The organism is Actinocorallia sp. API 0066 (assembly GCF_020991275.1).
Classification (GTDB): Bacteria; Actinomycetota; Actinomycetes; order Streptosporangiales; family Streptosporangiaceae; genus Actinocorallia.
In genome coordinates this window covers 90,521-102,560 of record NZ_JAJLQY010000010.1, presented here as the reverse complement: position 1 = coordinate 102,560, position 12,040 = coordinate 90,521, and the positions used below count along the sequence as shown (strand labels likewise).

13 protein-coding genes are annotated in these 12,040 nt (G+C 68.8%); 11 read left to right on the top strand and 2 right to left on the bottom strand.

What is annotated here, in order from left to right; translation table 11 throughout:
* The 4 genes from nuoL to LO762_RS23795 all read left to right on the top strand — a co-directional run bounded on the left by nuoL (window position 1) and on the right by LO762_RS23795 (window position 6,091).
* A complete protein-coding gene (gene nuoL / locus LO762_RS23810) occupies window positions 1-1,893 on the top strand; it encodes an NADH-quinone oxidoreductase subunit L (protein ID WP_230618148.1) in 1,893 nt (630 codons plus the stop codon).
* Window positions 1,893-3,497 (top strand): NADH-quinone oxidoreductase subunit M, encoded by a 1,605-nt coding sequence (locus LO762_RS23805; RefSeq protein ID WP_230618146.1) that lies wholly within the window; start codon window positions 1,893-1,895, stop codon window positions 3,495-3,497. The genes nuoL and LO762_RS23805 overlap by 1 nt, the downstream gene beginning before the upstream one ends.
* 65 nt (window positions 3,498-3,562) lie before the next feature.
* Window positions 3,563-5,077 carry an NADH-quinone oxidoreductase subunit NuoN gene (nuoN, locus tag LO762_RS23800; protein ID WP_230618448.1) on the top strand — a complete coding sequence of 505 codons (1,515 nt, stop codon included), beginning with the start codon at window positions 3,563-3,565 and terminating at the stop codon, window positions 5,075-5,077.
* Between the two features lie 18 nt (window positions 5,078-5,095).
* Window positions 5,096-6,091: a polyprenyl synthetase family protein gene (locus LO762_RS23795; RefSeq protein WP_230618144.1), complete on the top strand. Its 996-nt coding sequence runs from the start codon at window positions 5,096-5,098 to the stop codon at window positions 6,089-6,091.
* A 59-nt stretch (window positions 6,092-6,150) separates the two neighbouring features.
* Here the strand turns inward: LO762_RS23795 and LO762_RS23790 are convergent, their stop codons facing one another.
* Window positions 6,151-6,822 (bottom strand): C39 family peptidase, encoded by a 672-nt coding sequence (locus LO762_RS23790; protein WP_230618143.1) that lies wholly within the window; start codon window positions 6,820-6,822, stop codon window positions 6,151-6,153.
* Between the two features lie 71 nt (window positions 6,823-6,893).
* A complete protein-coding gene (rarD, locus tag LO762_RS23785; protein ID WP_230618141.1) occupies window positions 6,894-7,793 on the bottom strand; it encodes an EamA family transporter RarD in 900 nt (299 codons plus the stop codon).
* A gap of 75 nt (window positions 7,794-7,868) precedes the next feature.
* Here rarD and msrA point away from each other — a divergent pair, with 75 nt between their 5' ends.
* The 7 genes from msrA (at window position 7,869) to LO762_RS23750 (ending at window position 12,021) form a co-directional block, all read left to right on the top strand.
* Complete coding sequence (msrA, locus tag LO762_RS23780) at window positions 7,869-8,525, top strand: peptide-methionine (S)-S-oxide reductase MsrA (protein ID WP_230618139.1); 657 nt, start codon at window positions 7,869-7,871, stop codon at window positions 8,523-8,525.
* A complete protein-coding gene (locus tag LO762_RS23775) occupies window positions 8,522-8,839 on the top strand; it encodes a hypothetical protein (protein WP_230618136.1) in 318 nt (105 codons plus the stop codon). Before msrA ends, LO762_RS23775 begins: the two co-directional genes overlap by 4 nt.
* Before the next feature lie 59 nt (window positions 8,840-8,898).
* Window positions 8,899-9,444 (top strand): flavoprotein, encoded by a 546-nt coding sequence (locus LO762_RS23770; RefSeq protein WP_230618134.1) that lies wholly within the window; start codon window positions 8,899-8,901, stop codon window positions 9,442-9,444.
* 192 nt (window positions 9,445-9,636) lie between these two features.
* Window positions 9,637-10,791: a helix-turn-helix domain-containing protein gene (locus LO762_RS23765; RefSeq protein ID WP_230618132.1), complete on the top strand. Its 1,155-nt coding sequence runs from the start codon at window positions 9,637-9,639 to the stop codon at window positions 10,789-10,791.
* Between the two features lie 407 nt (window positions 10,792-11,198).
* Window positions 11,199-11,492 carry a hypothetical protein gene (locus tag LO762_RS23760; RefSeq protein ID WP_230618130.1) on the top strand — a complete coding sequence of 98 codons (294 nt, stop codon included), beginning with the start codon at window positions 11,199-11,201 and terminating at the stop codon, window positions 11,490-11,492.
* Window positions 11,489-11,701 carry a hypothetical protein gene (locus LO762_RS23755; protein ID WP_230618129.1) on the top strand — a complete coding sequence of 71 codons (213 nt, stop codon included), beginning with the start codon at window positions 11,489-11,491 and terminating at the stop codon, window positions 11,699-11,701. The genes LO762_RS23760 and LO762_RS23755 overlap by 4 nt, the downstream gene beginning before the upstream one ends.
* Window positions 11,701-12,021, top strand: a complete 321-nt coding sequence (locus tag LO762_RS23750; protein ID WP_230618127.1) for a hypothetical protein — start codon at window positions 11,701-11,703, stop codon at window positions 12,019-12,021. Before LO762_RS23755 ends, LO762_RS23750 begins: the two co-directional genes overlap by 1 nt.
* Window positions 12,022-12,040 lie beyond the last annotated feature (19 nt).

Here is a 12,040-nt window from a genome sequence, read left to right as displayed (position 1 = left end):
TTGGAGAGCCATACCCTCGCCGCGACCGGGCTCCAGGCGTACGCCTGGCTGCTCGTCGTCCTGCCGTTGGCGGGCGCCGCGATCCTGCTGCTGGGCGGGCGCGCCACCGACAGGTGGGGCCACTACCTGGCGACGCTGCTGTCCGGCGGCGCCTTCGTGCTCGGCTTCGCGATGTTCTGGCAGATGCTCGGCTACGGCGGCGAAGAACGCGCCCGCAGCCTGCACCTGTACCAGTTCCTCAAGACCGGTGACCTGAGCTTCGACCTCGGGATCCTGCTCGACCAGCTGTCCATCAGCTTCGTCCTGCTGATCACCTTCGTCGGCACGCTCATCCACGTCTACTCGATCGGCTACATGGCGCACGACGCCCACCGCCGTCGCTTCTTCGCCTACCTCAACCTGTTCGTCGCGGCCATGCTGCTGCTGGTCCTGTCGGACAACTACCTCGGCCTGTTCATCGGCTGGGAGGGCGTCGGCCTGGCGTCCTACCTGCTGATCGGCTTCTGGCAGCACAAGCCGACCGCCGCTGCCGCCGCCAAGAAGGCGTTCGTGGTGAACCGGGTCGGCGACATCGGCCTCGTCATCGCGCTCGGCATCATGGTCGCGACGTTCGGGTCGCTCGCCTTCGAAGAGGTCTTCGGCAAGGTGTCGGGGGCCTCCCAGGGCGTCATGACCGCGCTCGGGCTGATGCTGCTGCTCGGCGCGTGCGGCAAGTCCGCCCAGCTCCCGCTCCAGTCCTGGCTCCTGGACGCCATGGAGGGCCCGACCCCGGTGTCGGCGCTCATCCACGCGGCGACGATGGTCACCGCCGGCGTCTACCTCATCGTCAGGTCCGGGGTGATCTTCGAGGCGTCCGTCGCGGCCCAGACCGTCGTCGCGATCGTCGGCGCGGCCACCCTGCTCGCCGGAGCGATCATCGGATGCGCCAAGGACGACATCAAGAAGGCCCTCGCGGGCTCCACGATGTCGCAGATCGGCTACATGGTGCTCGCCGCCGGTCTCGGCCCCGTCGGATACGTCGTCGCCATCGCCCACCTCATCGCGCACGGCTTCTTCAAGGCCGGGATGTTCCTCGGCGCCGGCTCGGTCATGCACGCGATGAAGGACGACGTGGACATGCGCAAGTACGGCGCGCTCCGCAAGATCCTGCCGATCACCTTCATCACGTTCTTCTTCGGCTACCTCGCCATCATCGGCGTCCCGCCGTTCTCGGGCTTCTTCACCAAGGACGGCATCATCGAGGCCGCCTGGCACGAGAACACCGTCCTCGGGATCTGCACCATCGTCGGCGCGGCCATCACCGCGTTCTACATGTCGCGCCTGATCTTCATGACGTTCTTCGGCAAGGCGCGCTGGGACGACGACGCGCACCCGCACGAGTCGCCGCCCGTCATGTGGGTGCCGCTCGTGGTGCTCGCGCTCGGCTCCATCGGCATGGGCGGGTTCCTCATGCTCGGCGACAGGTTCGGGGCCTTCCTCGAACCCGTCACCCGCACACCGCACACCGAGCACGACTACTTCAGCGCCGTCGGCATCGTCACGCTGGCGCTCGTCGTCATCGGCGTCGTCATCGCCTGGATCAAGTACGGCGCCAACCCGGTGCCGCGCGAGGCACCCCGAGGCTCGTGGCTCACCACGTTCGCGCGGCGCGACCTGTACGGGGACGCCATCAACGAGTCGCTCCTCATGCGGCCCGGCCAGTGGCTCACCCGCCTGTCGGTCTGGTTCGACAACCGGGGCGTCGACGGCGTCGTCAACGGCCTCGCCGCCGGCGTCGGCGGCACCTCCGGCCGGGTCCGGCGGCTCCAGACCGGATTCGTCCGGTCCTACGCCCTTTCCATGTTCCTCGGCGCGGGCATCCTCGTCGCCGCACTCCTGGTGGTGAGGATCTGATGCTCTCCGCACTCATCGCCCTTCCCGCGCTCGGCGCGCTCGTCGTCGCGCTGCTGCCCAAGGGGCGCGAGGAGCTGGCCAAGCAGATCGGCCTCGGCTTCGCGCTGCTCGTGCTGATCTTCGGCGTCGCCCTGGCGACGGGCTGGGACACCTCGTCCACCGCCCGCTACCAGTTCGCCGAGACCTACTGGTGGATCCGTGACTTCGGCGTCCACTGGGCGGTCGGCCTGGACGGCATGGCTCTCGTCCTCGTGCTCATGTCGCTCGTGCTCGTCCCGCTCGTCATGCTGGCGAGCTGGACCGCCGCCGACAGGTACGGCGGCGCGTTCGAGGAGGTCGCCGCAGCCAAGGCCGCCGAAGCCGCGGCCAAGGGCGGAAAGGCGCCCCTCGGGGCGGTCGGCCAGCGCTCGGCCAAGACGTACTTCGCGCTGATCCTCCTCATGGAGGCGATGATGATCGGCGTCTTCGCGGCGACCGACGTCTTCCTCTTCTACGTCTTCTTCGAGGCCATCCTCATCCCGGTGTACTTCCTCATCGGGATCTTCGGCGGGCCGCAGCGCTCCTACGCCGCCGTGAAGTTCCTGCTGTACTCCCTGTTCGGCGGGCTCCTCATGCTCGTCGCCGTCATCGGGCTGTACGTCTTCGCCGACCGCGGCTCGTTCCTGCTCACCGACCTCACCGGGCTCGACCTCGACCCGGCGACGGCCAAGTGGCTGTTCCTCGGCTTCTTCGTCGCGTTCGCGATCAAGGCGCCGATGTTCCCCGTGCACACCTGGCTGCCGGACACCGCCGCGCAGGCCCCGGCGGGCGCGCTCGTGCTCATCGTCGGCGTGCTCGACAAGATCGGCACCTACGGCATGATCCGGTTCTGCCTGGAGCTGTTCCCCGGCGCCGCGACCTGGGCGACACCCGTCGTCATCGTGTTCGCCGTGATCAGCATCGTCTACGGGGCAGTCCTCGCGATCGGGCAGGTCGACCTGAAGCGGCTCATCGCCTACACGTCGATCAGCCACTTCGGGTTCATCGTGCTCGGCATCTTCGCGATGACGTCCATGGCGCAGTCCGGCGCGATCCTCTACATGGTGAACCACGGGTTCTCCACGGGCGCGCTGTTCCTCGCCGCGGGCTACCTGATCGTCCGGCGCGGCTCGGCCCGGATCGACGCGTACGGCGGCGTCCAGAAGGTCGCGCCGCTGCTCGCCGGGACGTTCCTCATCGCGGGCCTCTCGGCGCTGTCCCTGCCGGGGCTCTCGACGTTCGTCTCGGAGTTCATGGTGCTCGTCGGGACGTTCACCCGGTACCAGGTCGCGGCCATCGTCGCCACGTCCGGGATCGTGCTGGCCGCCCTGTACGTCCTGTGGGCCTACCAGCGGATCGCCGGCGGGCCCACCGCCGACGCGATCAGCCGCAAGGGCGCGTTCCCCGACCTCAGCAGGCGGGAACTCGCCGCGATCGGCCCGATCCTCGCCGTCATCGTCCTGCTCGGCTTCTTCCCCGGGCCGATCGTGAACGTGATCAACCCCACGGTGGACCACACACTCTCGGTCGTGCAGAAACACGACCCTGAACCCACCGTCGCGGAAGCCCCGGGAGGCAACCCGTGAGCACCGTCATCCTGGCGGCGGAGAACTTCCGCGCGCCCCACCTCGAATACGGCCAGCTCGCGCCGATGCTCATCGTCTTCGGCGGCGCCGTCCTCGGCGTCCTCGTCGAGGCGGTCTTCGGCCGGACCTGGCGCGGCCGGGTACAGATCCCGCTCGCGTTCGCCACCCTCGGCTCCGCCCTTGTCTGGCTGGCCATTCTCGCGGCCAACCAGAAACCGCACAGCGTGGACGCCGAAGGCGCGCTCGGCATCGACGGGCCCACCCTGTTCATCCAGGGCGCGATCCTCGTCATGGCGATCCTCAGCCTCCTGCTCGTCGCCGACCGGCAGCAGGAGACGTTCGTCGCCGAAGGCGCGGCGCTGCCCGGCAGCGACGCGGAGGCGCAGTCCCTGGCGCGGGGCTCGGTGCAGACCGAGATCTTCCCGCTCACCCTGTTCGCCGTCGCGGGCATGCTGATGTTCCCGGCCGCGAACGACCTGCTGACGATGTTCGTGGCGCTTGAGGTCCTCTCGTTGCCGCTGTACCTGCTGTGCGGGCTCGCGCGGCGGCGTCGCCTCCTCTCCCAGGAGGCGGCGGTGAAGTACTTCCTGCTCGGCGCCTTCTCGTCGGCGTTCTTCCTGTTCGGCGTCGCGCTCGTCTACGGGTACGCGGGCAGCGTCAAGCTCGGCGACATCGCGCTGGCCGTCAGCTCGGGGCCGGGTGCGGCCACCGGGGTGCCGGTCGAGGTGCCGTCCATCGTGCTGATCGTGGGCGTCGCGATGCTGGCGGTCGGCCTCCTGTTCAAGATGGGCGCGGTGCCCTTCCACTCGTGGAAGCCCGACGTCTACCAGGGGGCGCCCACACCCGTCACCGCGCTCATGGCCTCCGGCACGCTCGTGTCGGCTGTCGGGGCGACGCTGCGGGTGTTCTACGTCGCGTTCGAGAACATGCGGTGGGACTGGCGGCCGATGATGTGGGCCGTGGCGATCCTCACCATGGTCGTCGGCGCCGTCGTCGCCATCACCCAGACCGACATCAAGCGGCTCCTGGCCTACTCGTCCGTCGCGCACGCCGGGTTCCTGCTGACGGGCATCGTGACCACCTCCACCGCCGGGCTCTCGGCCGTGCTGTTCTACCTGGCCGCCTACGGGGCGACGACGATCGGCGCGTTCGCCGTCGTCTCCATGGTGCGGGACACCGGCGGCGAGGCAGGGCACCTGTCACGCTGGGCCGGGCTCGGACGGCGCTCGCCCGTCGTCGCGGGGATCTTCGCGTTCTTCCTGCTGGCGTTCGCCGGCATCCCGCTCACCAGCGGGTTCACCGGGAAGTTCGCGGTGTTCACCGCCGCCGTCGAAGCCGGTGCGACACCGCTCGTCATCGTCGGTGTGCTGTCGTCGGCCATCGCGGCGTTCTTCTACGTCCGGGTGATCGTCGTCATGTTCTTCAGCGAACCCGAGCCGGACGGGCCGTCCGTCGTCATCGCCCCGGCGACCGCGGCGGCGGTCGCCCTCGGGCTTGCGGCTACTGTGGTACTCGGTGTGCTGCCCCAGCCGCTGCTCGACCTGGCGGGGTCGGCGGCCGGTCAGCTGTTCGTACGTTAGCCAGAAGGGGGCGCTTTCGTGAGTGCTGCCGTTCCGTTCGATCTGCGGGTGGACGACACGCTCGCCGCGCACGTGCGGCAGGGGCTCGGTGATGTCGAGTCCCTGCTGCTGGAGACGGTGCACAGCGACTATTCACTGCTCACGGAAGCGTCCGAGCACCTGCTGAACGCGGGCGGCAAGCGGTTCCGGCCCATGCTGGTGCTGCTCGCCGCCCAGTTCGGCGACCCGAAGGCGCCCGGGATCGTCCCCGCCGCCGTCGTCCTTGAGCTGACCCACCTGGCGACGCTCTACCACGACGACGTCATGGACGAGGCGCCGCTCCGCCGGGGGGCCGCGTCGGCGAACTCGCGGTGGACCAACACCGTCGCGATCCTCACCGGCGACTACCTGTTCGCGCGCGCGTCGGACCTCTTGGCCGACCTCGGGACGGACGCCGTGCGCATCCAGGCCCGGACGTTCGCCCGGCTCGTGCGCGGCCAGATCCAGGAGACCGTGGGCGTCCCCGAGGGGGGCGACGAGCTCAAGCACTACCTCCAGGTGGTCGCGGACAAGACGGCGTCCCTCATCGCCACCTCAGGGCAGTTCGGGGCCATGCTGGCGGGCGCGTCCCCCTCGGTGGTGGACACCCTGACGTCGGCGTGCGAGAAGATCGGCGTCGCGTTCCAGCTCTCCGACGACATCCTCGACGTCGCCTCGGAGTCCTTCCAGTCCGGCAAGACCCCGGGCACCGACCTCCGCGAGGGCGTCCGCACCCTCCCCATGCTCCACGTCCTGGGCTCCGCCGCCTCCGACGAATCCCGGCTGCGCGCGCTGCTCTCCGGCCCCATCACGGACGACGCGGAGCACGCCGAGGCCCTGGCCCTGCTGCGGGCGCACCCGGCCATGGCTCGGGCGCGCGCCGACACCCGTCAGTGGGCCGAGGACGCCCGCGCGGAGCTGCTGACGCTGCCGGACATCCCGGCCCGTCAGGCCCTCACCGGCCTCTGCGACTACGTGGTGTCCCGCACGGGCTGACCCTGAACGTGCGAAGGGGACGGATCCGCTGATCCGTCCCCTTTCCGCTGCGGCCCGCCTCAGGTGCGGGAGAGGTAGAACATCCCCGCGCGGTTGTCGACGGCCTGGGTGGCCTTGGCGAGGCGGCGGATCTTCATGGTGTGGGTGCCGCCGGTGAAGTAGTAGTTGTACGGGTCCCAGACCTTGACGGTCTTGTTCCGTTTGTCGTAGCCGTAGGCGACGACGATATGCCCCGGGTTGCCCTCGTTGATCTCGCCCTTGTACCAGGGGAGTTTGCGCATGTAGACCTGGATCGGCACCGCTTTGCGCAGGACGCCCACGTTGTGGACGATCCGCTGGGTCAGCTTCTCCGGGTCGTCCACGTCGTACACGAGCGTGTACTTGTAGCCCTTGCGGGCCGCGTAGGCGTTGAGGACCTTGACGGCGGCCGTGTCATAGGTGCCCGCCGGGGCCTTTGTGCCCATCTTCTTGGCCAGCACGTTCTGCGACACGCTGATGCCGAGCGTCGCCAGCGAGATCGACGAACCCGCCGGATTGCACCACAGCGGGCGCGACTGGAAGACCTTCTTGATGTCGAGCGTGATGCGCGTCGGAGAGACCGCGACGACGCGCGCGGACGCCGTCGTCTCGCGCTGCTCGGGGACCGCCGCTACGGCGGGTGCGCACGGAGCTACGAGGAGTGCTGCGGTGAGGACGGTGCCGGGCACCAAGCTCGCGAGTACCTTGTTCACCTGGTGGGACTCCGGGCGTTCGGGGTGGTTTCGAGTAAGAGTGCCAAGCGATGCCGACCGGTGCAAGTGTCTCAAGCGCCCACGGTGACCGGTGTGGCGACCCTTGCCTTATGAGCCGTACGGAACGCGTCAAAGGTCAGGATCGCGAGGGCGAGCCAGACAAGCCCGAACCCCGCCCAACGGCTCGTCGGCATCGCCTCGTGCTGGATCGTCAGCCCGACGACGAACTGGAGCACCGGGGCGACGTACTGGAGCAGGCCGACGGTGCTGAGCGGCAGCGTCCTGGCGGCGACGTTGAACAGCATCAGCGGGCCCGCCGTGACCAGGCCGAGGGTGAGCATCAGCACGACGTTGCCCGCGCCCTCGTGGCCGAACGCGGCGGTGCCCTGCGTCTGCGTCCAGACGGCGAACGCCAGCGCCGGGACGAACAGGACGGCGGCCTCCACGGCCATCCCCTCCGCCGACGGCATCGCCGCGCGCTTCTTGAGCAGCCCGTAGGTTCCGAACGTGCACGCGAGGATCAGGGCGACCCAGGGCGGGCGGCCGTAATCAACGGTGAGGATGACGACCGCTACCGTGCCGATCCCTACGGCCGTCCACTGCTGGGGGCGGAGCTTCTCGCGTAGGAGGACGACGCCGAGGAGGACGGTGAAGAGGGGATTGATGAAGTAGCCGAGGCTCGCCTCGATCGTCCTGCCGTCGTTGACCGCGACGATGTAGGTGCCCCAGTTGATGGCGATCAGTACGGCCGCGCCGGAGAGGGCCGCCCACTGGCCCTTTGTGGTCCGCCGGAGCCAGCGCCAGTTCCGTGCGACGGCGAGGGCGACGCCGACGGTGAGGAGCGTCCAGATGATCCGGTGCGCGAGGATCTCCCCTGCTCCGGCGGGCTTCAGAAGGGGGAAATAGAGGGGGAAGACGCCCCAGAGCACGTAGGCGGTGAGTCCCGCCGCGAGCCCCCGCCGTGATTCCATGGGCGGCAGCGTACCAAGCCGTAATTAGCCAAACTCTGGTGAGTCCTGTCTTGACCGGGGGCGTATCCTGAGGGCATGTTCGGATTCGCGAAGACGACGATGGTCAGCCCGGACAAGGCGCTCCCGGGCCGTGCCGACCCTCTGCCCGTCCCGGCCCGTCACACCGTCCTGGACGCCCCGCTGGCGCCGCCCTTCCCTGCGGGCACGGAAGTCGCGGAATTCGCCCTGGGCTGCTTCTGGGGCGCGGAACGCGTCTTCTGGAAGGCCCCCGGCGTCGTCTCCACCTCGGTCGGCTACGAGGGCGGCTACACCCCCAACCCCACCTACGAAGAGGTCTGCTCCGGCCAGACCGGCCACACCGAAACCGTCCGAGTGGTCTTCGACCCCGCCGCCATCTCCTACGAGTCCCTCCTGAAACTCTTCTGGGAGAACCACAACCCCACCCAGGGCATGCGCCAGGGCAACGACGTGGGCACCCAGTACCGAAGCGCCATCTTCACCCACTCCGACGCCCAGTTGGCCGCCGCCAAGTCCTCCCGAGACGCCTACCAGTCCGTCCTGACCACCGCCGGCCTAGGCGAAATCACCACCGAAATCACCCCAGCCTCCGACTACTACTACGCCGAGCCCTACCACCAGCAATACCTCTCCGAAGCCAAAAACCCCAACGGCTACTGCGGCCTAGGCGGCACCGGCCTCTCCTGCCCCATCGGCATCGCCCCAGCGGAATGACCGGGACGGATCGCGACGAACTCGCGATCCTCTGGGCGGAACACCGCTGTCTCACCTATCCCGACGATCTCAAGTTCGCCGATGGCCTGGAAGAGTGCCTTCTGCTGGACCCGTGCATCGCCGGGGCGGTGATGATCGCCCTTCGCGGAAGTCCGTTGGACACCTGGCGCGTCCGGGCGCTGCAGGAAGGGATCACTTTTCTTCGGCGGTCTCTGCGGAGGATTCCGAAGGGCGAGGGCCGTTCCTACGCTGTCCGCCTGATCAGAATGTCCAGCCTGACCCTGAACGAGCATTACAGGGTCGTCCGGGAATGAGCGTTCACAGCTTCCGGCGCGGGACTGCTTCGGCTTGTCTCGCCTGACAGATTGAGTGCATGGCGGTACCGGCATCATCTCCGAGCGGAACTCGTGGCGTCCTCTACATCGTTGCCTGCGCGGCTCCGCCCGCCTCTGACGTGGCGGAGCTGGTCTCTCTGGCTCGTGCGGCGGGTTGGGAGCGGATTCAGGTCGTGGGGACGCCTCTCGGCATGCGCTTCCTCGATCATGAGCGGTTGGCCGTCGTGTTGGACGGTCCGGCGCGGAGTGAGTGGCGGATGCCGGGGGAGCCGAAGACACTGCCGTACGCGTCCGCCGTGATCGTCGCCCCCGCCACGTTCAACACGATCAACAAATGGGCGTCCGGCATCACCGACACTTTCGCCGTCGGCCTCCTGTGCGAACTTACCGGCGCGGGCGTCCCCATCCTCGCGGTGCCTTGTCTCAAGGCCGAGTTGGCACGGCACGTCGCGTTCTCCCGAAGCCTGGCCGACCTCCGCTCGATGGGCGTCCACGTACTGTACGAACCCGACGCCCCCGCACACTCCCGTATGCCACCCTGGAAAAAGATCCTGGCGGAACTGGACGGCATGCTGTCCCCCTGAACCCCTGACGAGCGGCCCCACGACGGCCGGGCCCGGCCCCTGCCTCCGAGTACCCGTAGGTGAATCGCCGCATCTGGCTTCTCGGTGTCGAACTCTCGGACGCGCGGCGTCACCGGCTCACCGTATCCCCGCCGTCGGGTGCGCTTTGGGGAAAGGCGGGTCATTCCCGGGACGGGTATTTAGGCTGGGGGTATGTCGGGCCTTGGGGAACGGCTCCGTTCGGTGCGCAAGCGGCGGGGCGTGACACAACGGGAGCTCGCCCGGCTGTCCGGGGTCTCGTTGTCGCTGGTCCGGAAGCTCGAACAGGGTGAGCGGGAGGACACGCGGCTGGAGACGCTGCGGCGGCTCGCGGCGGCGTTGCAGGTCCCCACGGCGGCGCTGATCGTCAGGAAAGCGGACGCGGGCGAGCGTTCGGCGCGGTGGGGGGCGCTGCGCGCGGCGCTGGACGGCACCCCGGCGAGCGGTCCCGACGACGAGCCGAGCGCCCGTGAGGTCGGCGCGACCCTGAGGGCCCTGATGCCGCTCTTCTCCGGCGACAGGTACGCCGAACTGGCCGACCTCCTTCCGCCCCTGCTCCGCAGCGCCGACGAACTTGGACAGGACGGACACCGGGTACGTGCTCGCCTCCTGCACCACACGGGATGGCTACTCACCCAGACACGCCAGTTCGACGCGGCGGAGACCGCGCTGAGCAGGGCCCTTGAGGAGTCCGACGACCCGCTCGACCGCGCCGCGATCATCAACACCCGCTGCTGGCTGCTGATGCGCCAGGGCGATCTGGGCGGGGCCACCGCGCTCGCCACCCGGTGGGCCGACGAGGTCGAGCCGCGCATGTCCCGCGCGACGGCGGCCGACCTCTCGGCGTGGGGATGGCTGCTGGTCCGGCTGAGCACCGCCGCGATCCGCAACAACCAGCCGGGCGACGCCGAGGACGCGATCCGTCTGGCCCGCACGGCCGCCGTGGCCATGGGCGGCGAGTTCGCGCCGCCCGGTGACTTCCTGCGCGCGTTCGGGCCGATGACCGTCGCGATGAAGGCCGCCGAGAACGCGATGGTCGAGAACCGTCCCGACCGGGTGCTGAGCATCGCGGAACGGGTGCCGCTCGGCGATCTGCGTCCCACTTCCAACAATCGCAACCGGCACCTTCTCGACGTCGCCAAGGCGCGGGTCCTCCTGCGGCAGTACCCGCAGGCTATCGACCTTCTGATGGGAATCCGCCGTGACGCCCCGGAATGGATCACGAACCAGCGCTACGCTCGCGACATCCTGAGCGAGATCATCGCCAAACGGCGCACCCTGACCACCGACATGCGCGACCTCGCCGATTACCTCGACCTCTCCCCATAACACCCTGTGGCACTTCCCGGCCCCACACTTTCGAAGTGCCATTGTGACTGTGCGTAGACGGCTCCTACCGTCGAGCCCATGGACTCCGAAACGGCGTACGCCACCCTCACCAAAGCCCTGAACAGCCACGGCCTGAGCGTTTCGGCACGTCCGGAGGGCGGGTTGGTCGTGCGGAACCTGTCGTCTCACCCGGGCGGGGACGGGGGTCGGGAGTTGCCTTATCTGTTGCGGCAGGAGGTGGTTTGTGCGCCGCATGGGTCGGGTGGGTTGTGGTGGTTCTGGGTGTGGACGGGGCTTGAGCGGGGTGATCCTCCCGAGTTTGAGGCGCTGTGTCCGGCTGCTGATGTTGTGTTGGCTGCGGAGCGGATTGGTCGGGTTGTGGCGTTGCCGTCGCCTGGGGTGGGGGCGTGATGGACGTGGTGGGGTGTTTGGCTCGGTTCGGGGCGGTGCTTGAGGCGTCCGGGTTCGGGGTTCTCCTACGGGAGGGGGTGGACGTTGAGCCCGTGCTGAACGTGTGGAACCCGTGCTTGCCGGGCGTCGGCGTGAGCGTCGTGGCCGTGCTTGGCGAGGAGGGCGGGCCTTGGCTGAGGGCTGCTGGGCTGCGGGATCTCGGCACGTGCGGGGATCTGGCCTTGGCGGCTCGGGAACTAGCCGCGGTGTTCGTCGAGTGGGGGCTTTCGGTTCCGGTGGTGGCCTCGTGAGCGGGCTGGGCGGGATGCGCGAGCCGGATCGGGTGTTCCTGCGGGTGGCATATCTGCGGGCGATGGTGAATCTGTACGAGCCGTGGGTGGATTTGGAGGTGTTGTCGCCGGTGGAGCGGCGGCGTGCGCGGGATCTGGTGACGCGGGCCCGGTGGGAGCTGGGCCAGTTGGAGAACGTTTGGCGAGATCTGATGGAAAGGAGCGCGTGATGGGTGAGGAGCCCTCGATGGAGGAGATGGAGCGGCTGGTTCGGGAGTCGCTGGATGATCCCGAGGTGGTGGTGGGCTGGGTGCATGGGGTGGAGGTGAAGCGTTTGTATGACGGGTTGCCTGGGGTGGGGCTGACGGTAACGATCCTGGACGGGGGTGGGGAGGTGGCGTCGGCTGTGCTGTGGGTTCCCGGTCCGGGCGTGCCGGTTCTGCGTCAGTTGTTGGGGAAGCTTCGTTCGCCGGAGTTCCTGCGGGTCTTCCCGGCTAAGCTGACGGGCCGCCCGGCCTCCCGCAAGCCGGGCAAGCGTCGTCGTCCTTGAGTGCCGGTCGAGGTCGCCG

Bases quoted from the DNA above. Each gene is read 5' to 3' on its own strand.
- LO762_RS23775 (WP_230618136.1), top strand. From the start codon at position 8,522: ATGACCGGGACGGATCGCGACGAACTCGCGATCCTCTGGGCGGAACAC.
- msrA (WP_230618139.1), top strand. From the start codon at position 7,869: ATGTTCGGATTCGCGAAGACGACGATGGTCAGCCCGGACAAGGCGCTC.
- nuoN (WP_230618448.1), top strand. From the start codon at position 3,563: ATGCTCATCGTCTTCGGCGGCGCCGTCCTCGGCGTCCTCGTCGAGGCG.
- LO762_RS23770 (WP_230618134.1), top strand. From the start codon at position 8,899: ATGGCGGTACCGGCATCATCTCCGAGCGGAACTCGTGGCGTCCTCTAC.
- LO762_RS23765 (WP_230618132.1), top strand. From the start codon at position 9,637: ATGTCGGGCCTTGGGGAACGGCTCCGTTCGGTGCGCAAGCGGCGGGGC.
- LO762_RS23805 (WP_230618146.1), top strand. From the start codon at position 1,893: ATGCTCTCCGCACTCATCGCCCTTCCCGCGCTCGGCGCGCTCGTCGTC.
- rarD (WP_230618141.1), bottom strand. From the start codon at position 7,793: ATGGAATCACGGCGGGGGCTCGCGGCGGGACTCACCGCCTACGTGCTC.
- LO762_RS23750 (WP_230618127.1), top strand. From the start codon at position 11,701: ATGGGTGAGGAGCCCTCGATGGAGGAGATGGAGCGGCTGGTTCGGGAG.